Raw genomic sequence first — 19,294 nt, 5'->3', positions numbered from 1 at the left:
GTCTCGCCCGGAGGGGGAAGACCATGCGAGTCGTGTTCGCGGGCGGTGGTGTCATCGCGCTGCTGACCGCCTTGGAGTGTGTGTCGGTCGGGCACGAAGTGGTGCTCGCCGACCAGGCGGACATCCCGTTCTCCGGCGCGACCTCGTTCGACCGGCACCGTGTGCTGCGCGCGTTGCATGCCGGCGACCCGGCCACCACGGCGGCCGCGGTCGGCGCGCATCACGCGTGGATCGACCTCGAACACCTGCTGTCGACGTCGTTCTACGAACAGGTCGGTGCGCTCACCGCGTTGCCGGCGCCCGAGGCGGCGGCAGCGCGGGAGCTGCTGTCGGCGGCCGGGTCGAAGGCCGAAGTGCTCGGCGCGGACGAACTCGCCGCGGAATTCCCGCACGCCGGGTTTGTACCCGGGACGGGCGCGATCTTCGAGTCGCACGCGGGAGTGCTGCTCGCCGATCGCGTCTTGACCGCGTGCGCCACGTGGCTGCGATGGCACGCGAACGCGGAACTCCATCCGCATCGCAAGGTCGCCGGGATCGACGCCGACCGGGCGGAGGTCCGGCTGGCCGACGGGGAGACCCTCCGCGGTGACGCCGTCCTGGTGGCGGCGGGCCCGTGGTCCAGGGAACTGCTGGCCCCCGCGCTGTCCAGGGAACTCGTGCTGCACCGGCAGACGATGCTCTACTGCGATGTCCCGCCCGCCGACGCCACCGCGTGGGCCGCGACCCCGGCGATCACGTCGCTCGGCTCCGACGGGGGCGCGTGGCTCGTGCCGCCCGTCGCCGGGACGCCGTTGAAGCTCAGCGCCGCGAGCGCGTGCCGCGTCGTCGACGAGATCGGCGGCGCCACGGTGCCCTCGTGGTGGCGGGAGCACCTGATCGACACGTTCGCCACGCTGATCCCGGGTTTCCGCCGGGACTGGCTGGTCGACACCCGGGACTGCCACTACCTGGCCCGGCGCTCCACCCTCGGCCCGATGCTCGCCGTCCTCGGCGACCGGGTGCTGACCTACGCGGCGTGCGGCGGCTCGTCGTTCAAGTTCGCCCCGCTGATCGCCCGGTCCCTGGCCGCGCGCCTGACCGGCGCCGACCCGGTCCCGACCGGACTCGAACCGCTCGACCGGCCGCTCGCGCGAGCGGGCGGTGCCCACCCGATCCGTCCTGCCCTGCGAGGTGTGTCGTGAAACTGCTCGCGCTGGAAGCCAGCCAGAACTCCTACTACTACCTGCCCCGGTATCAGCAGATCGAGGACTTCGGCGGCGTGCTGTACGTGCTCAACGGCATCGGGACCGAGGATCTCTGGCCGTCCGAGCGCTACCGGATCGCCGGCAGCAACCACATCGACGACCTGATCCGGCACGCGAAGGCCTGGCACGCCGAGGAGTCGTTCGACGGTGTGCTCACCTTCTCCGAGTCCGGCGTGGTCCTGGTCGCCGCCGTCGCGGAAGCGCTCGGCCTGCCCGGTATCGGCGTCGACGCGGCGCGGACCAGCCGGAACAAGCTGATCATGCGGCAGGCGCACGAAAAGGGCGGGGCCGCGCATCCGGACTACCGGTTCGTCGAAGACCTCGATTCGGCCCTTCAAGCGGCCGAAGACTTCGGCTATCCGGTGATCCTCAAGCCGACCCTCGGCGCGGCCAGCAACTTCGTCTTCCGGGTCGACGACGAAGAGAAGATGCGGGAGCGCTACGCGCAGGCGCGCGAAGGCATCGACGGGATGTCCTGGTACAACATGGAGGCCGAGGGGCTGGACCTCGGCCCGCACGGCCTCCTCGTCGAGTCCTTTCTGGACGGTCACGAGCACCTCATCGAAGCGGTCGCGTGGGACGACGAGGTCTATCTCGGATCCATTGTGGACAGGGTCACTTCGGAGGGCGAGACCTTCGACGACGACGTGCACCACGCGCCCACGTCGCTCACCACCGAGCAGGTGGCCGAAGTGCACTCGGTGGTCGCCGCCGGCGTGCGGGCGCAGGGGCTCACTCGCGGCGCGCTGCACGCCGAGGTCCGTTTCCACCAGGGGAAACCGTTCCTGCTGGAGATCGCCGTGCGGCCCGGTGGCGGGGGACTCGACCACATGGCCCGGCTCTCGGCCGGGTACGACCCGATCAAGGGACTCATGGACGTCTCCCGCGGCGTGCGGCCGGACGTCGGGCACTTCAGCCCGACCGGGCTGCACACCGCCGCGATGTGCCTGATCTGCCCGGGCGGTGTGATCGCTTCGATCGACGTCCCGCCCGCGGTGAACGAATCGGACTCCTTGTACTACCTCAAGATCTTCGCCAAGCCGGGCGACCTGATCAAACGCCCGCCGCTCGGCAACAACATCTTCGGCGGTATCGGCGCGCTGGGCGCGTCCTTCGACGAAGCCATGCGCAATGCCAATGACCTGGCCGGGAAGATCGAGGTCAAACTCTCCGAAACCCAGAAGTAGCACCGGATCCTGTTCGACGAAGCCGGGCCCTTACCCAGGGCCCGGTGGCGGAAGACGCCCAAAACCGCGTGGAGGAAGCGTGTCACGGACTGCCACCCAACGGCACTACCTGATGGTCAGACCGACGTACTTCGACGTCGAGTACTCGATCAATCCTTGGATGGACCCGAAGAAACCGACGGACACCGAGCTGGCCATCGCGCAATGGGAATGGCTGCGCGACCTGTACGTCGACCTGGGGCATCGAGTCGAGCTGCTCGAACCGCTGCCCGGGCTGCCCGACATGGTGTTCGCGGCCAACGGTGCCACCGTGGTCGACGGACAGGTGCTCGTGGCGCGGTTCCACCACGTGCAGCGGGCGGGTGAATCCGACGCGTATCTGAAGTGGTTCCGGGCCAACGGATACCGCTACGTGCGGCAGGCGCAGTGGGTGAACGAGGGGGAGGGCGACTACCTCGTCGCCGGGAAGACGATCCTCGCCGGCACCGGGTTCCGCACGAACCCGGAGGCGCACAACGAATCGCGCGAGTTCTTCGGCCGCCCGGTGACCAGGCTGACGCTGGTCGACCCGCGGTACTACCACCTCGACACCGCGCTCGCCGTTCTCGACGAGGACACGGTCATGTACTACCCCGGCGCGTTCTCCGAGGAAAGCCTTCTGCTGCTGAAGGAGCTGTATCCCGACGCGATCCTGGCTTCCGAAGAAGACGCCGCCGTCTTCGGCCTCAACGCCGTCTCCGACGGCAAGCACGTCGTGCTGCCGCAGGCGGCCACCGCGCTGACCGCGCGATTGCGGGAACACGGCTTCGAACCGATCGGTGCCGACCTGTCGGAATTGCTCAAGGCGGGCGGCAGCGTCAAATGCTGCACGCTGGAACTGCGTGCCGGTTAGGGAGAGAAACTCGATGGATTCGGCTGTGCGGGACCGGGGCCGGCGCACCACGCTGCGCCGGATCGTCGTCGGGACCGCGTTGGTCGCGGTTCCGGCGGTGGTCGTCGTCGTGGTGCTCGGCCTGGGGTCGGCCTACGCGCCCGTCGCGAGCACGGGCGCCAAGGCCGCGGGCGGCGGTCCCGACACCTACGCGCGCCTGCTGGTCGCGCTGCCGGTGATCCTGGGCGCCTGCTACCTCGCGGGCGTCCTGGCCCGGCGGCTCGGCCAGCCCGCGGTGATCGGCGAGATCGTCGCCGGCATCCTGCTGGGACCTTCGCTGTTCGGGCTCGTCTGGCCCGGCGCGTTCGGCTGGCTGTTCCCCGGCGGGGTGGTCACGGCGATCAACATCCTTTCGCAGCTGGGCCTGATCTTCTTCATGTACCTGGTCGGTTCGGAGATCGATCTCGGCGCGGTGCGCGAGCGCGGATTCACCGCCGTGACGGTCAGCCAGGTCAGCATCGCGTTGCCGATGGTCTGCGGCATCGTGCTCGCGCTCGGCATGTACCCGACCTTCGGCGGCGACGTCGGCTTCCTCGCCTTTGGGTTGTTCATCGCGGTCTCCATGAGCGTGACGGCGTTCCCGGTGCTGGCACGGATCCTGACCGACCGCGGTCTGTCGAAGACGCCGCTCGGGGCGCTGGCGCTCACCTGCGCCGCCGTCGACGACGTCGCCGCGTGGTGCCTGCTGGCCGTCGTGGTCGCCGTCAGCCAGGGCGGGACGCCGTCGGAGGTGTTCCTGACCGTCGGGCTGACCTTGGTGTTCGTCGTGGTCATGCTCTACGTCGTCCGGCCACTGCTGGCGAAGGCGCTCGCCCGCGTGCCGGAGTCGGCGGTGCTCGCGATCCTGCTCGGCGGGATCATGCTGTCGGCGCTGGCCACCAGCGAGATCGGCATCCACGCGATCTTCGGCGCCTTCCTCTTCGGGGTGATCGCGCCGAGGACCGATCCGGTCGTCACCCGCGCCGCCGGAAAGCTCGGCAGCGTGACCCTGACGTTGCTGCTGCCGCTGTTCTTCGCCTACACCGGTCTGCATACCGAGTTCAGCCTGCTCGGCTCCGGATCGCTGTGGCTGTGGACCGTGGTGATCACGGCGGTCGCGGTGTTCGGGAAATGGGTGGGCAGCACCACGGCGGCCCGGCTGACCGGGGTCGGCTGGCGCGAAGCACTGTCGCTCGGGGCGCTCATGAACTGCCGGGGGCTGACGGAACTGGTGGTGCTCAACGTCGGCCTCCAGCTGAAGGTGATCAGCCCGGCGGTGTTCGCGATGCTCGTGCTCATGACGCTCGTGTCGACGATCGCGACCGCTCCCGCGCTCACCTTCATCGCCAAGTTCAAGACGAGACCGCCGGTCCAGCGGCGGCGGAAAGTGGATAGGACACCATGACCAGCAAGGAAACCCTAGTCAGCACCTTCACCGAGGTCGTCCTCGACGACGAGGTCCGGGACACCATCGGGAGCGACCTGCGGACCTTCCCGAACCCCGTCGACGACATCGACCGCTCGCTGGCGATGCTCCGCGTCGCGTTCTCGAAGCTGCCGATCGACCAGTTGCAGGCGATCCTGGACTTCGGCAGACATGTCGACACCCCCGGCGTCGCGCTCGTGCGCAACCTGCCGGTGGACGCGGAGCTCCCCGAGACACCGATCGACGGGGAGCCCAGCAAGGACAAGAAGACGTTCGTCGCCGAGACCGTCCTTTTGGGACTGAGCCAGCTGCTCGGCGAGCCCGTCGGGTTCACCACGGAGAAGAGCGGGCGGCTCGTGCACGACGTCGTCCCGGTCTCGGCGGGGGCGCGGAGCCAGACCAACCAGAGCTCGCACGTGTTCCTCAACTTCCACAACGACATCGTGCACGACGAGGTCGGCCGCTACGACGTGTCCAATCCGGACTTCCTGGTGCTGAACTGCGTCCGCCAGGACGGGAACAAGGAAGCCGTCACCTACTACGCCGACGGCAGGGACATCTCGGCCGCACTGGACCCGGAGGTGCTCGACGTCCTGCGGCGCCCGCTGTTCCGGCTCAACGCGCCCGGCAGTTACGTGCGTGACGTGGCCAAGGGAGCCGACGTGCTCTCCGACCTCGTGCCGGTCATCTCCGGGCCGGCGGAGTCTCCGGAAGTGGCGATCTCGGCCAACGGCGTGGTGGGGGAGACCGTCGAGGCGGAACAGGCGCTGGAGGAGCTGCAGCGGGTCTGCCGCGAGGTCGCGCACCAGGTCAAGCTGGAGCCGGGGACGGCGCTGCTGATCAACAACCGGAAGGGCCTGCACGCGCGGTCGCAGTTCTTCGCGCGGCACAACGGGCGGGATCGGTGGTTGCAGCGGACGTACATCCGGCGCAGCCTTTGGACGATCCGGTACCGGGGGACGGCGGAGGACCGGCGGGTGCACTGAGGCTCTCGGACCCCTGCACCTGACGGACGACACGCGTGATCAGATGGACGACACGCGTGATCCGACGGACGACACGGCGCGGGGCCGGATCCGCCGCGAGTCGTCCGTCTGGACACGCGTGTCGTCCGTCCAGTCACGAGTGTCGTCCGTCCAGTCACGCGATACCGCGCTTGGCCGAGGGTGATGCGAAAGCCACTTTCGCAACCTTGAAGGTTGCGAAAGTGGCTTTCGCAACGCTCAGCCCGGGTGATCGGCCGGTGACCGTGTCGCGAAAGCCACTTTCGGGACATCAGACGTCCCGAAAGTGGCTTTCGCGACACCCCGCCGGGCGCCGGCCACGGCATGTTCGAGAAAGCGGCCAGCCGGGTAACCGTCGGCGAAAGCACCCGACGGGAGGGAACCGATGGCAGACAAGTTACGGCCGCCGCAGCAGCAGGAACCACCGGGCGTGACGTCGAAAATGGACCCGCCGCCTCGTGACTCCATGGAGGATTACGAGGGCCGCGAGCTGCTGGCGGGCAAGCGCGCGTTGATCACCGGCGGTGACTCCGGTATCGGCCGCGCGGTCGCCATCGCCTTCGCGAAGGAGGGCGCCGACGTGGCGATCGCCTACCTCAACGAGCACGAAGACGCGAAGTACACCGAGGAACGCGTACGCGCTGAAGGACGCGAGTGTCTCCTCCTGCCGGGTGACCTCGCCGAGGCGGCGCAGTGCCGGGAGATCGTGGACCGGACCGTGAAGGAGCTCGGCGGCCTGGACATCCTGGTCAACAACGTCGCCACGCAGTGGCCGGTCGACTCCCCGGAGGAGCTCACCGACGAGCAGTGGACGCATACCTTCGACGTGAACATCCACAGCTTCTTCCGGGTGACCAACGCCGCGTTGCCCCATCTGGGTGAGGGCTCGGTCATCATCAACACCGGCTCGGTGAACGGCTTGCGGGGCAACAAATCGCTGATCGACTACTCCGCGACCAAGGGCGCCGTGCACGCGTGGACGTACGCGATGGCGCAGGCACTGGCCGATCGCGGCATCCGGATCAACTGCGTCGCGCCCGGTCCGGTGTGGACACCGCTGATCCCGTCCACCTTCCCGCCCGAGAAGGTGGAGAAGTTCGGTCTCCAGGTGCCGTTCGAGCGGGCGGCGCATCCCGACGACCTCGCGCCGTCGTACGTCTTCCTGGCGTCCAACCGGCTTTCGTCGTACTACAGCGGCGAGGTCATCGCCGCGCTGGGCGGCGAGACGACACCCGGCTGAGGCGCGCCACGGCGTCGACGACCGCGTCGGGCGCGAGGCGGTCGAGGCACGGATGGCCGGGCACGGGGCAGACCCGGGCCCGGCTGTCCTTGCACGCCGCGTGCTGGTCTCCGAGCACTTCGGACGGCACGCCGTACGGCGCCCAGCGCGACGCCGGCACGACAGGGGCGAACAGCGAGACGACCGGCGTCCCGACGGCGGCCGCGAGGTGGGCGGGGCCGGTGTTGGGCGCCACCACGACGTCCGCCGCCGCGAGCACGGCCGCCAGTTCGGACAGTCCCGTGCGGCCGCCCAGATCGAGCGCGGTTCCGGCGACCTGCCTGGTCAAAGCGCTTTCCGATGGCGAGCCTGTCACGACGACCCGGCGTCCGGCGGCCTGCAACGCCCGGACGATCGCAGCCGACCGTCCGGCGGACGGCTGCCTGGCCGGGACCGACGCGGCGGGATGGACGACCACGTAGTCCTCGTCGCCGACCAGGTCCTCCACCGGTGGCAGGGGCCAGCGGACGGCGAGACCGCCGTCGTCGCCGGGCGGCAACGAGAATCCCGCTTCCTCGGCGAGGGAAAGCATCCGGACCGGCTCCGGTGGATCACCGGGAACGCGATGCCGCAGATCCAGCAGCGACCCGGGGTAGTCCTCGCACACCGCGCCGATCCACGGTACGCCCACCATCCGCAGGAGCAGCGCCAGCGGGAGCGGGGACTGGTGGAACGACGTCAAGATCAACGCCGAGTCGAAGGAGAACTCGCTCAAGCGCCGGACGAACGCGTCGGTGTCCTCCCGAGTGACCGGTGGCGGTTCGGGGTCGATCCACGGTGCGCACCAGCTGATGACCTCGTCCACTCCGGGCAGCAGTTCGCCCGCGGCGCGGCCCCGGGGCCCGGTCAGCAGGACCACCCGGTCCGCTCCGGCCGCGACCGCACGGACACAGGGACCGGCGAGCAGGACGTCGCCGAGGTTGTCCATCCTCGCGACCAGCACGTTCATCGGCTGCCCGCGACGGCCAGATGCACGGCTTCGGCGAGGTCCCGGGCGACGGTCGCCCGGCGACGGGCGCGGTCGATCTCCTCCGGCCGGGTCCGTGCGGTCGGGATGAGGATGCCGCGGGCTCCGGCAGCGAGGGCGGCGTCGACGTCGGCGCCGGTGTCGCCGATGACCACGCAACGGCGGACGTCCACTCCGAGCGCTTCCGCGGCCTGCCGCACGAGTCCCGGCGCGGGTTTGCGGCACGGGCAGCCGTCACCGTCGTCGTGCACGCAGACCTGCCAGGTGCCGAACGGGCCGAGGACCTGTTCGACGCGGGCGTTCACGGCGGCCAGCCGATCCGGGGTGATCAGGCCTTTCGCCACCCCGGACTGGTTGCTGACCACGCCGATCCTGATACCCGCCGCCCGGACGCAGTGCAGGAGTTCTTTGGCACCGGGCACGGGCCGGACGCCGTCGGGATCGTCGAGGTAGGGCACGTCGACGATGAGCGTGTCGTCCCGGTCGAACAGCAGGGCCTGCGGCCGCCGGGCCAGCCGGTGCCGGAGTTCCCCGCGCAGCCGGTGATAGCAGGCCGCGGGCGGGATGAGGACGCTGGTCAGCAGCATCCGCGCCACTTCGCCCGGAGTGAGCGGTCCCGGGGCGATCCGGCGTGCGGCGAACTCGGCGGTCAGCCCCGCCCACACTCCGGCCGCCGCGGTGGCGGCCTTGCGGCGCCCCAGGGCGGACAACGCCAGGGCGCCGGCCGCGCTGACGGTGGCCAGCGCGTGCCGTTCGAGCCGTCCGTGCCCGGCTCCGGTCTGCTGTCGCCAGAGGACTCCGTGCTTGTGCCGCATGAGCGCGTCGTCGGCGTTGCCCCGCTGGGCGCGGAAGCTGGCCAGCGGACCCGACCGTTTGGGCGGATGGACGGTGACGCGGTCACCCCGGGCGATGAGGTAGCCCGCCTTGGCGACCTGCAAGGCCAGATCCGAGTCCTCCCGGTAGGCACGGGGGAAACGTTCGTCGAAACCGCCGACCTCGGCGAGCACGGACCGGCGGTAGGCCATGTCGGCCGTGATCCACCTGGCCGTCTCCAGCCAGGCGGTTCCTCGTTCGTCGTCGGTCGGGCGGCGGTCCGGCGGCAGTGGCACGACCAGCCGTGCCTGCGACGCCGCCGTCTCGGGCCCGAGGGGGAGGAGGTCTTCGGCGAGTTTCCGCGGCCAGTCCGAGCCGATCACCACGTCGTCGTCGAGGAAGGCGATCCACTCGGTCCGGGCGCGCCGCCAGCCCGCGTTACGGGCGGCGGCGGGACCGCGTCCGCCGGAGCGGACCACTTCGATTTCCGTACTGGACGGGGGAAGCCGCAGTTCGTCGCCGCCGGGCCGGTCGTCGGCGACGACGATCCGCGCCGGCCGGGGTTCCCCGGCGGCTTCGATCCCGGCCAGAAGCGTGTGGAGGTTCTCCCGGCCGGTCGTCGGGATCACGATCGTGTAGTCGAGGTCGCTCACCCTCTTCCGGTACCCGGGAGCCACCGCCGCAAACTCCGGTCAGGCCGGGATCGCGTCGGTTTTCCGCACCCACGAGCGATGTTCGCCCAGTTGCGCGAGGAACGAGGCGAAGAAGCCGTCGGGGAGGGTCGCCTCGGCCGCCGTGGTGGTCACCACGCCCTGGTCGATCAGGGTTTCGCTGTCGTCGGCCAGTTTCGCGGTCACGCCGGCCCGGCGCAGCAGGTCCAGACCCGAACCGAAGGCGGCCACCGGTTTGCCGTGCTTGTACGCCTCGGCGACGAAATGCACGGCGTACCCGTCGCGTTCGAGGACACTGATCGCGCTCGGGCCACACGGCACGGCGACGGCGTCGTAGAGCACCGAAGCCATGGTGTTGAGCTGCCTGTCCGGCCGCAGCGGATCCCCTTCCCCACCCGGCCGGAGCTCGGCTTCGGCCGGCGCGAGGACCTCGGCGATCGCGCCCTGCTCGGTCAGCGCCTCGACCAGGCGGCGGACGCCGATCGTGTCCACCCCGTCGGCGGCGAGCACCGCGACCTTTCGGCCGGTCGGGGCGACCGAGGGCTGGTTGAGCTGGGAAAGCGCGGGGGAGGTGCGGTCGTGATGGGGTGTGGCGGGAGCGGCGGGCACGGTCACCCCGATCCCCTCGGCCACCCGGGCCGCGAGGTCGTGGTCGACGTTGTTGAGCTCGGCGACGGTCCGCGCCCGGACCTCCCGGTCCTCGACCTTGCCCAGTTCGAACCGGAACGCGGCGACGATGTGCTCGCGTTCGACCTGGGACATGCTGTTCCAGAACAGCGTCGCCTGACTGTAGAAGTCCTTGAAGCTCTCGCTGCGTTCCCGGATCTTGTGGCCCGCCACGGCTTCGGTGTAATGCCGGAAGACGCCGGAATCGGCGATCGCCGGGCAGCCGCCGCCGAGCGAATTCGGGAAGTAGCTCGTCCGTCCTTTGTGGATGTTCTGCTGGCCGTGCCCGTCGCGCTGGTTCGTGTGCACCGGCGCGATCGGCCGGTTCACCGGGAGCTGGGAGAAGTTGGGGCCGCCGAGCCGGATCAGTTGCGTGTCGAGGTACGAGAAGTTCCGTGCCTGCAGCAGCGGGTCGTTGGTGAAGTCGATCCCGGGGACGATGTTCGCGGTGTGGAAGGCGATCTGCTCGGTCTCGGCGAAGAAGTCGTCGGGGTTGCGGTCCAGGACCATCCGCCCGACCGGCCGCACCGGCACCTGCTCCTCGGGGATGATCTTCGTGGCGTCCAGCAGATCGAAGTCGAAGTCGTGCTCGGAGTCCTCGGCCACCAGCTGGACACCCAGTTCCCATTCCGGATACTGCCCGGCCTCGATGGCGTCCCACAGGTCGCGCCGGTTGAAGTCGGGATCCTTGCCCGCGATCTTCTGGCATTCGTCCCACACCAGGGAATGCGTGCCGAGCACGGGCTTCCAGTGGAACTTCACGAAGGTGCCCTCGCCGTCGGCGTTGACCAGCCGGAACGTGTGGACGCCGAAGCCCTGCATCATCCGGTAGCTGCGCGGCAGCGCGCGATCGGACATCAGCCAGAGCACCATGTGCAGGCTTTCCGGTTGCAGCGAAACGAAGTCCCAGAAGGTGTCGTGCGCCGACTGGGCCTGCGGGATCTCGTTGTGCGGTTCGGGTTTGACCGCGTGCACGAAGTCGGGGAACTTGATGCCGTCCTGGATGAAGAACACCGGCATGTTGTTGCCGACGAGGTCGTAATTGCCCTGCCGGGTGTAGAACTTCGTCGCGAAGCCGCGGACGTCGCGGACGGTGTCGGCCGAGCCGCGCGATCCGGCGACGGTGGAGAACCGCACGAACACGGGGATCTTCTCACCGCTGGTGAGGAATTCCGCGACCGTGTAGTCGGCCAGCGCGTCGTCGTAGGCCTCGAAGAAGCCGTAGGCGCCCGCACCGCGCGCGTGCACGACCCGTTCGGGGATCCGCTCGTGGTCGAAATGCGTGATCTTCTCGCGGGCGTGGAAGTCCTCCAGCAGTGTCGGGCCCCGGGTTCCCGCGGTCAGGGAGTCGTTCGTGTGGTCGACGCGAACACCCTGCTGAGTGGTCAGTGCCGATTGTCCGGGATCCACACGGCTTCCGCCCAGTTGTTCGTCCTTCGCGTCTTCTCGATGCTGTGCCACTGGTGTCGCCCCTTCGTGGTGGTGGTCTTCCCTCGCGGCTACCCCGGCACTGTTTCGGCAAAACGACAGCGGGTAACCGGCGCGCAGTGAAACTTCGAGGAGGTGCGAATGACGACGGTGGAGCGGCCTGCCGTGCTGGAGATCCGCGACCCCGCCGACGACAGGCTCGTCGGCAGCGTCAAGGTGGCGACCCCCGGCGACGTCGAAACGGCGATCGCCACGGCGAAACGGCGGGCATCGGCCTGGGCCGTCACACCGGCGGCCGAACGCGGAATCGCGCTGAAGGACGCGGCCAAGTCGCTCCGGGAGCGCGCGGGCGAACTCGCCGTCCTCATCGAGAGCGAGACCGGAAAGCCTCGCGACGAGGCCGAGGAAGGGGTCTTGGCCGGGGCCGGGACCTTGGAGCAGTACGCCGAACTGGGCCCGGTCCACCGCGGCCGGTCCTTGCTGGGCGATCCGTCGGCGACCGACCTGATGGTGCCCGAACCGCGGGGCGTGGTCGTGGCGCTGACGCCGTGGAATGACCCCGTCGCCGTGGCCTGCGGGCTGCTGGGGGCCGCGGTGGTCACCGGCAACACGGTGGTGCACAAGCCGAGCGAACGCTGCCCGCACACCGGCGCCTGGCTGGGGAACGTGCTGTCGGAGGCACTTCCCGAGGGAATGCTGCAGACCGTGCAGGGCGACGGGAGCGTCGGTGCCGAACTCGCGGCCCACCTTGACGTCGACGTCATCGCTCATGTCGGCAGTACCGTCGCGGGCCGTTCGATCGCGGCGAGTGCGGCGCGGACCGGCGCCAAGGCGTTGCTGGAGAACGGCGGCAACGATCCGCTCGTCGTCGACGCCGGGGTGGATCCGGTCTGGGCGGCCGAGCAGGCGGCGACCGGAGCCTTCGCCAACTCCGGGCAGATCTGTGTCTCGGTCGAACGGATCCTGGTGCACCAGGACGTCGCGGACGCCTTCCTCACCGCACTGGTCGCCGAAGCAGGGAGGCGCCGGCTGGCCCCGCTCGTCGACCGGCGTCACCGCGAAGGGGTGCACGCGCAGGTCGCGGAGGCGATCGCGCAAGGCGCCGATCCGCTCGTGGGCGGCGTCGTGCCGGACGGTCCCGGTGCCTTCTACCCGGCGACCGTCCTCACCGGATGCACCTCCGGGATGCGGATCCTCCGTGAGGAGACGTTCGGCCCGGTCGCGCCGGTGACGGTGGTCGCGGACTTCGAGCAGGGGCTCGGCCAGGCCGCCGACGGCGAGCACGGTCTCGCCGCCACGGTGCTGACGTCCTCGATGGCGCACGCGCAGCGGGCCTGGCGCGAACTCCCGGTCGGAACCGTGAAGATCAACAACGTCTTCGGCGGTGCGCCCGGGGGATCCGCTCATCCGCGAGGTGCCAGCGGCAGCGGTTACGGCTACGGGCCCGAACTGCTCGACGAGATGACCCAGACGAAGGTCGTCCACCTGGCGCCCCCGGGCCCGTGATGCGCTGGACGGCGCCGTTCGCCTGGGCCGCCCGGGCATTCCGGGTTCCGGGAGAGGAACGCCGGAGTCTCATCCAGACCACGAAGGCCACGGCCGCGGCGGTGATCGCGTGGATCGTCGCGACGTCGGTGCTGCGGCTGCCACAGCCCTTTCTCGCGCCGTACGCCGCGGTGTTCCTGGTACAGGCCACCGTTTACCGCTCGCTGCGCGGCTGGGCGCAGCAGGTCGGTGCGGTGAGCGTGGGAGTGTTGCTCGCGGCGGGCGCCGGTCAGGTCGTCCCCTCGGTGACGGTGGCGCTCGGGCTGGTCATCTTCGTCGGATTGCTCATCGGCTCATGGCGGGGGTTCGGCGATTCCGGGGTCTGGGTCGGGATCACCGGCATGCTGCTGATCTCCTACGGCAACGCGACCGAACCCGTCCTGCTCGCCGACCGGCTGCTGGAGACCGCGCTGGGCGCGGCGATCGGCGCGGTGCTCAACGCGGTGATCCTGCCGCCGCTGCACGGCGAACGCCTGCGGGCGGCGACCTCCCGGCTGGCCGCGGCGATCGCCGACCTCCTCGACGAGACCGCGGAAGTGGTCCGCGGTGGCGAGGCGGCCGACGCATTGGACGACCGTCTGCAGGACGTCCGCAGCCTGGCCGCGGAGGCGGAAGAGGCGATCGGCTGGACCCGGGAGGGCCGATACCTGAATCTCCGCGGAAGGCGTGAGATCCACGAGGAACCTTTGCCGAACCTCATCTCCCTGTGGCAGCCGCTCGCCCAGCTGATCGACGCCGTGAACGAGGCCGCCCGGAGCGAACAGCCGTTCCGACATCCCGGCGAGTACGCGCGCGGGGTGATCGGTGACCTGCTCGAAGCGCTCGCCGAGGTCGTCCGTTCGGGCGACGCGGGCGAACTGGATCGGTGCGGCAGGCTGCTCGACGAGATCGACCACCTGCTCGTCACGCCCACCGACGAGGTCGCCACCTCGATCGGACTGGGGGCGATGGCGTTGCCCGCTCGCCGCCTCGTCCAGCGGATCCGCGCCGATTAAGCCGGGGCGACGGCGGGTAACCGTACCCATGAGCGACAGTGGCAAGCGGATCGTGGTCACCGGCGCCACCGGTAACGTCGGCACGGCGGTGGTACGCGCGCTGGGTGCGGACCCCGAGGTCGGCTCGATCGTCGGACTGGCGAGGCGCCCCAGCCGCTGGGAGAGCCCGAAGACCGAGTTCGTCACCGCCGATGTCGCCCGCGACGATCTCCGGGCCGTGTTCGACGGCGCCGACGTGGTGATCCATCTGGCCTGGCTCTTCCAGCCCACACACCGGCCCGAGGTCACCTGGCGGGCCAACGTGCTGGGTTCGATCCGGGTGTTCGAAGCCGCGCAGGCGATGCGGGTGCCGTCGCTGGTGTACGCGTCCTCGATCGGGGCGTACTCGCCGAGGGACGACGATCACCCGGTGGCCGAGGACTGGCCGACGCACGGCTCGCCCAAGGCGGCGTACACCCGGGAAAAGGCTTATGTCGAGCGGGTTCTCGAGGCTTTCGACCGTAGTCATCCACGGATGCGGGTGGTCCGGGTGCGCCCGGGATTCCTCTTCCAGAAGGCCGCGGCGCCCGAACAGCGCCGCCTTTTCGGCGGGCCGCTCGTTCCGGGCAAGCTGCTTCGGCCGTCGCTCGTCCCGATCCTGCCGGACATCCCGCAGCTGAGGATCCAGACCGCGCACACCGAAGACGTGGCCGACGCTTACCGCCGTTGCGCGCTCCAAGACGTCAAGGGCGCCTTCAACATCGCCGCCGACCCGGTGCTGGACACCCGCGCGCTGGCGCGGATCTTCGGCGCCAGGCCGGTGAAGGTCCCGGCCGCCTTCGTCCGGAACGCGCTCGCGGCGGCCTGGTCGCTGCACCTGATTCCGGCCACGCCGGGGCTCTTCGACGCGGTCCTGCATCTCCCGGTGATGGACTGCACGCGCGCCAGGCAAGAGCTGGGCTGGACGCCGCGATACTCGTCGGAGGACGCGATCGAGGCGTTCCTCAAGGGATTGCGGGAAGGCGAAGGTTTCCCGACCGAACCGCTGAAAGCAGACGTCGGCCGGGGTCACGAACTGGCCACCGGAGTGGGGGAGCGACCGTGAACGAGAAGGAACTGCTGCACACGCTGACCAAAGTGGTGTCCACTTTGGACGGAACTTCGGTGCGGTTCGCCGTCGCGGGCGGTCTCGCCGTGTACGCGCGGGGCGGCCCGCCGTCGGACCACGACGTCGATCTCTTCCTCAAACACGAGGACATCGAGGAAGCGGCGGAGGCGCTGGTGGCCGCGGGGCTGAGACGGGTGCATCCGCCGGAGGACTGGCTCACCAAGGTCTACGACGGCGACTGTCTCGTCGACCTCATCTTCCGGCCCAATCACCGGCCGGTCACCGACGAGATGCTCGACCGCGCGTCGCTGATGCGGGTGGGGGCGACCGCCGCCCCGGTGCTCAACGGGACCGATCTGCTCGTCGACAAGATGCTCGTGCTCAGCCCGCACCGCTGCGATTTCGGGCCGCTGCTGCGGATCGCCCGTGACCTCCGCGAGCAGGTCGACTGGCACCGCGTGGCCGAGGAGACCGCCGAATCGCCGTACGCCTGGTCTTTCCTGACCCTGCTCGCGGCTCTGTCCATCATCGACGGAAAGGAGCTTCCGATGCCCGAGGAAGCGCCACAGTACCTGGTCGCCAGGCTCACCAAGGCGCTGGCGGAGGATCCGAGGACCGCCGAACTCGGCGTGCACGTCACCGTGCGCGGCGACCAGGTCCGGCTCAGCGGCGAGGTCCCGTGCGCGAACCGCAAGGCCGACATCGAGGCGGTCGTCTGCGATCACATCGCGGCCGAGCTGGTGCACAACGACGTCCGGCTGGCGGACGTCCGCGAGCCGTCGCACGCCGAGGAGATCCGGTGATCCGGGTCGCCGCGGTCGGGGACGTCCACCTCGGGGAGGACAACCGGGGCCTGCTGCGGCCGGCATTGGACAACATCGCCGAACACGCCGAGGTGCTGCTGCTCGCGGGCGACCTCACCCGGCACGGCAGCGTCGAAGAGGCGAGGGTCGTGGCCGACGAGTTCGCCGGGCTCGACGTCCCCGTGGTGGCGGTGCTCGGCAACCACGACTATCACTCGGACGAGGCGGAAGCGGTCAGCGGGCTGCTGGAGGAAAGCGGGATCACCGTCCTGGAGGGTTCGGCCACCACTTTGGAACTGGAGGGTGGGAAGCTGGGTGTCGCCGGGGTGAAGGGCTTCGGCGGCGGGTTCGCGGGCAAATGCGCGAGCCGGTTCGGCGAACGCGAGATGAAAGACTTCGTCGAACACACCATGGCGGCCGCCAAGCGCCTGCGCACCGCGCTGGAAGGGCTCGAACACGAGCAGCCCGACGTGACCGTCGCGTTGACGCACTACTCGCCGATCCCCGGCACCCTGCACGGCGAACCGCCCGAAATCCACCCGTTCCTGGGGTCGTACCTGCTGTGCGAGCCGATCGACGACGCCCAGGTGGCACTCGCCGTGCACGGGCACGCGCACTACGGCAGCGAGCAAGGTGTCAGCCCGGGCGGCGTCCCCGTGCGCAATGTCGCCCAGCCGGTGATCCGCGCGGCATACGCGACGTACGTCCTCGAACCTGCGAAAGTGCTGACATGAGGGATCGATTCCACGGTCAGCTGAGCGTCCTCGGCGAGCTCCTGTCGAACATGTGCGGGATGGCCTGCGAGGAACTGCGCCTCGCGAACCGGGTCTTCCTCGACCGGGATGCCGAAGCCGCCGCCGAACTCGCGGCGGTCGAGGCGAAACTGAATGCGGCACGGACCACGTGCGACCAGACCGCGCAGAAGCTGCTCGCCCTGCAGGCGCCGGTCGCGCGCGACCTGCGGACCGTGCTGGCGGCGGTGTACTGCGCCGACCGGCTGGAGCGGATGGGCGACCTCGCCCAGCACATCGCCGACCAGGCCGCGCGAGCGCCGGAATTCGCCGTCCCCGACGCGCTCGCCGGCCGGTTCGGCGAGATGGCCGGGCTCGCCTGCTCGATGGCGGAAGACCTCGGCGCGGCGATCGAGGGACCGACCGCGGAGGTCTTCCACTCGCTCGCCCAGTCCGATCAGCGTGTCGACGCGCTGTACGAGGAACTGATGACGCTGGTCACCGAGCCGGACTGGCCCCACGGCATCGCGCCCGCGATCTCGGTGGCGCTGCTGGCACGGTTCTACGAGCGGTTCGCGGACCAGGCGGTTTCGGTGGCGCGGCGGGTGGACTTCGCGCTGACGGGAGAGCTGCCCGAGTCTTCCGTGCGGGATGTTCCTGCCGAGTCACCCACCGGCGCCATTCCGTGAAGGCCTCCTTGAGGGACCCAGAGTCCCTCAAGGAGGCCTTCACGGACCTCTGCGAACGGGCGGGCTCAGGTGGCGCGGTCCGTCAGCGCGTCCCGGATCTTGTCGATGAACGCCGTCCCCGGCGCCAGGATCCGGTTCGCCGGCGGCCGGTCCGGCGCGGCGGGATGCGGCCGCGTCGGGGCGATCTTTTTGGCCCGTAACACTTTCTCACCCAGCTCCCGCAGGTCCTCCGGCGAGCAGGCGGCCTGCAGTTTCGGCAGCAGGTCGCTCTCCTCCTCTTCGATGTGGTGCCGGACGTCCTCGATCAGCTTGCCGACCAGCTGGTCGAAGCGCTTGTCCGCCGGCTCCAGACCGATGAGGTCGTTCATCACGCGTTCGGCTTCGGCGTGCTCCTCGATCTCGTGATCGGCGACCTTGTCGCCATCGGGGAGGTGTTTCCGTGCAGCCGGGTACATGTGCTGTTCTTCGGCGATCGAATGCCGCACGAGTTCGGCGATCACGTGGTCGGCGAGGTCCTTGCGGTGCCGATCACCGCCCTTGCCGGACTCGAGTTCCTTGAAGATCCGTTCGAAGGCGCGGTGGTCCTCGGTGATCACCGAGACGAGGTCGTGTTTCGTGGTGGTGGTCATGGACACTCCTGTCCGTGGTCGTCAGTCCGACGCCGCACGGATACCCGTTTCCCCCGGTTCAATCACCCGGATTCGTCGGTGACGTGATGCGGCGCGCCCACGGGTTTGGATTCCGGGGAGCCGCGCTGGCGCAGATACACGCTGAACACCGCCATCGAGCCGATGGCGAGGAATTCCGACTGCCAGTTCTGGAGTGTGCGGTTCCAGAAGTCCGCCGACGCCAGATAGCCGGACCACGACTCCGGATCACCGAATTCGGTGAGCTGTTCGGCGTTGTAGGCGCTCATCCCGGCCACGGACTGGGCCAGCCAGGACAGCAGGAACAGTCCCAGCATAACCAATCCGAGTGACATCGAGAAGATTCCCGTGCGCCAGCCGCCCGCTTTCGCCCATTTCGGGGAGTCGGCCGTCGAATGCCTGCCGATCTGCTGCTCCTTGTCCGTCTCCAGCCCGGCCCGCCCCGCCGGTTTCGATTCGGGGGAGCCGCGTTGCAGCAGCCACACGGTCGCGAACACGTACAGGAAGAACTGCAGGTACTCCGATTGCCAGTTTTCGGCGACGTCGACGGCGAAATCCGCGGATGCCAGGTAGTCGAGCAGGCCGATCGGCTCGGCGGCATGGCTGAGCCGCCGGTCGTTGTAGGCGGAGAGGCCCGCGAACGCCTGTCCCGCGGAGGCTCAGCAGGAACAGCAGCCCGAACGCCAGCGAGAGGGCGTTGTCACGGAGAAAGCGCCGCATCATTTGCCTCCTTCACCGGTGGAGCAGGCCCAGTAGGACGCAATAGCCGAGGACGGCCACAACGAAGACGAGATAGACGGTGAACACCGGGCGCGCTTTCACGGTCCACCCACCGCACAGTCGTAGACCTGTTCGTTCCGGTGGCGGCAGCCCGCGCCCGTGATCACCCAGCCGGTGGACGATTCGTGCAGGAAGAGGGTGTCGCGGGCGGTTTTCACCTGGGCTTCTTCGCTCCAGACCGAGACCGTTCCGGGTGTACCGTCCGGGACGTCCGCGCCCGCCAGGCCGCGTTCGCAGCTCTCGGGTGCCCAGGACTCCCGGGCCCGGGGCGCCAGCAGCGCGCACGCCGCGCGGTGATCACCCGACGCGAGCGCGCTGAGGAACCGCGCGGCGGCTTCTCTCGCCGGCTCTTGCCCGCTCGCTCCGGTACAGCCCGGCGAGCAGGAGGCACACACCGAACGCCAGCGTTTTGACGATCACGG

17 protein-coding genes and 1 pseudogene are annotated in these 19,294 nt (G+C 69.6%); 12 read left to right on the top strand and 6 right to left on the bottom strand.

The window, feature by feature from the left end; all coding sequences use genetic code 11:
• Nucleotides 1–23 precede the first annotated feature (23 nt).
• The 6 genes from CVV72_RS13940 to CVV72_RS13915 all read left to right on the top strand — a co-directional run bounded on the left by CVV72_RS13940 (nt 24) and on the right by CVV72_RS13915 (nt 7,011).
• On the top strand, nt 24–1,181 hold the full coding sequence (locus CVV72_RS13940; RefSeq protein ID WP_219152839.1) for an FAD-binding oxidoreductase: 1,158 nt from the start codon (nt 24–26) through the stop codon (nt 1,179–1,181).
• Complete coding sequence (locus tag CVV72_RS13935) at nt 1,178–2,431, top strand: ATP-grasp domain-containing protein (protein WP_219152838.1); 1,254 nt, start codon at nt 1,178–1,180, stop codon at nt 2,429–2,431. Before CVV72_RS13940 ends, CVV72_RS13935 begins: the two co-directional genes overlap by 4 nt.
• A gap of 79 nt (nt 2,432–2,510) precedes the next feature.
• Complete coding sequence (gene ddaH, locus CVV72_RS13930) at nt 2,511–3,323, top strand: dimethylargininase (protein ID WP_219152837.1); 813 nt, start codon at nt 2,511–2,513, stop codon at nt 3,321–3,323.
• Nucleotides 3,324–3,336: 13 nt separating this feature from the next.
• On the top strand, nt 3,337–4,746 hold the full coding sequence (locus CVV72_RS13925) for a cation:proton antiporter (RefSeq protein ID WP_219152836.1): 1,410 nt from the start codon (nt 3,337–3,339) through the stop codon (nt 4,744–4,746).
• The gene (locus CVV72_RS13920; RefSeq protein WP_219152835.1) at nt 4,743–5,753 is read left to right on the top strand and encodes a TauD/TfdA family dioxygenase; all 1,011 of its coding nucleotides are present in this window, start codon (nt 4,743–4,745) and stop codon (nt 5,751–5,753) included. The genes CVV72_RS13925 and CVV72_RS13920 overlap by 4 nt, the downstream gene beginning before the upstream one ends.
• Before the next feature lie 403 nt (nt 5,754–6,156).
• Nucleotides 6,157–7,011 (top strand): SDR family oxidoreductase, encoded by an 855-nt coding sequence (locus CVV72_RS13915; protein ID WP_126730825.1) that lies wholly within the window; start codon nt 6,157–6,159, stop codon nt 7,009–7,011.
• On the opposite strand, the gene CVV72_RS13910 is transcribed toward CVV72_RS13915, so the two are convergent.
• Genes CVV72_RS13910 through CVV72_RS13900 form a run of 3 tightly spaced genes read right to left on the bottom strand, consistent with a single transcriptional unit; the run spans nt 6,974 to nt 11,628 of the window.
• Nucleotides 6,974–7,999, bottom strand: coding sequence for a glycosyltransferase family 9 protein (locus CVV72_RS13910; RefSeq protein WP_219152834.1), 1,026 nt, complete (start codon nt 7,997–7,999; stop codon nt 6,974–6,976). The genes CVV72_RS13915 and CVV72_RS13910 overlap by 38 nt on opposite strands.
• The gene (locus CVV72_RS13905) at nt 7,996–9,483 is read right to left on the bottom strand and encodes an HAD-IIIA family hydrolase (protein ID WP_219152833.1); all 1,488 of its coding nucleotides are present in this window, start codon (nt 9,481–9,483) and stop codon (nt 7,996–7,998) included. Before CVV72_RS13905 ends, CVV72_RS13910 begins: the two co-directional genes overlap by 4 nt.
• Nucleotides 9,484–9,522: 39 nt before the next feature.
• Nucleotides 9,523–11,628 carry a catalase gene (locus CVV72_RS13900; protein WP_219152832.1) on the bottom strand — a complete coding sequence of 702 codons (2,106 nt, stop codon included), beginning with the start codon at nt 11,626–11,628 and terminating at the stop codon, nt 9,523–9,525.
• A gap of 108 nt (nt 11,629–11,736) precedes the next feature.
• Here CVV72_RS13900 and CVV72_RS13895 point away from each other — a divergent pair, with 108 nt between their 5' ends.
• From CVV72_RS13895 to CVV72_RS13870, 6 genes are read left to right on the top strand one after another with little or no spacing between them, the layout of a single operon-like run.
• Complete coding sequence (locus CVV72_RS13895; protein WP_219152831.1) at nt 11,737–13,101, top strand: aldehyde dehydrogenase; 1,365 nt, start codon at nt 11,737–11,739, stop codon at nt 13,099–13,101.
• Nucleotides 13,101–14,135 carry an FUSC family protein gene (locus CVV72_RS13890; protein WP_219152830.1) on the top strand — a complete coding sequence of 345 codons (1,035 nt, stop codon included), beginning with the start codon at nt 13,101–13,103 and terminating at the stop codon, nt 14,133–14,135. The genes CVV72_RS13895 and CVV72_RS13890 overlap by 1 nt, the downstream gene beginning before the upstream one ends.
• A 28-nt stretch (nt 14,136–14,163) precedes the next feature.
• The gene (locus CVV72_RS13885) at nt 14,164–15,219 is read left to right on the top strand and encodes an NAD-dependent epimerase/dehydratase family protein (RefSeq protein WP_219152829.1); all 1,056 of its coding nucleotides are present in this window, start codon (nt 14,164–14,166) and stop codon (nt 15,217–15,219) included.
• Nucleotides 15,216–16,025 carry a BON domain-containing protein gene (locus CVV72_RS13880; protein ID WP_219152828.1) on the top strand — a complete coding sequence of 270 codons (810 nt, stop codon included), beginning with the start codon at nt 15,216–15,218 and terminating at the stop codon, nt 16,023–16,025. The genes CVV72_RS13885 and CVV72_RS13880 overlap by 4 nt, the downstream gene beginning before the upstream one ends.
• Nucleotides 16,022–16,759 (top strand): metallophosphoesterase, encoded by a 738-nt coding sequence (locus CVV72_RS13875; protein ID WP_219152827.1) that lies wholly within the window; start codon nt 16,022–16,024, stop codon nt 16,757–16,759. The genes CVV72_RS13880 and CVV72_RS13875 overlap by 4 nt, the downstream gene beginning before the upstream one ends.
• Nucleotides 16,756–17,445 carry a PhoU domain-containing protein gene (locus CVV72_RS13870; RefSeq protein WP_219152826.1) on the top strand — a complete coding sequence of 230 codons (690 nt, stop codon included), beginning with the start codon at nt 16,756–16,758 and terminating at the stop codon, nt 17,443–17,445. Before CVV72_RS13875 ends, CVV72_RS13870 begins: the two co-directional genes overlap by 4 nt.
• A 65-nt stretch (nt 17,446–17,510) precedes the next feature.
• On the opposite strand, the gene CVV72_RS13865 is transcribed toward CVV72_RS13870, so the two are convergent.
• The 3 genes and pseudogenes from CVV72_RS13865 to CVV72_RS13855 all read right to left on the bottom strand — a co-directional run bounded on the left by CVV72_RS13865 (nt 17,511) and on the right by CVV72_RS13855 (nt 19,267).
• Nucleotides 17,511–18,074, bottom strand: coding sequence for a hemerythrin domain-containing protein (locus CVV72_RS13865; protein WP_219152825.1), 564 nt, complete (start codon nt 18,072–18,074; stop codon nt 17,511–17,513).
• Between the two features lie 62 nt (nt 18,075–18,136).
• Nucleotides 18,137–18,685, bottom strand: a pseudogene (locus CVV72_RS13860) (DUF6766 family protein); the annotation flags it as partial.
• Nucleotides 18,686–18,910: 225 nt separating this feature from the next.
• Nucleotides 18,911–19,267, bottom strand: a complete 357-nt coding sequence (locus CVV72_RS13855; RefSeq protein WP_255632687.1) for a hypothetical protein — start codon at nt 19,265–19,267, stop codon at nt 18,911–18,913.
• Nucleotides 19,268–19,294 lie beyond the last annotated feature (27 nt).

It is taken from the genome of Amycolatopsis sp. TNS106, from assembly GCF_019330265.1.
Taxonomy (GTDB): domain Bacteria; phylum Actinomycetota; class Actinomycetes; order Mycobacteriales; family Pseudonocardiaceae; genus Amycolatopsis; species Amycolatopsis lurida.
Note: the sequence above shows the minus strand (reverse complement) of the source record. Positions and strands in the feature narration are given on the sequence as shown.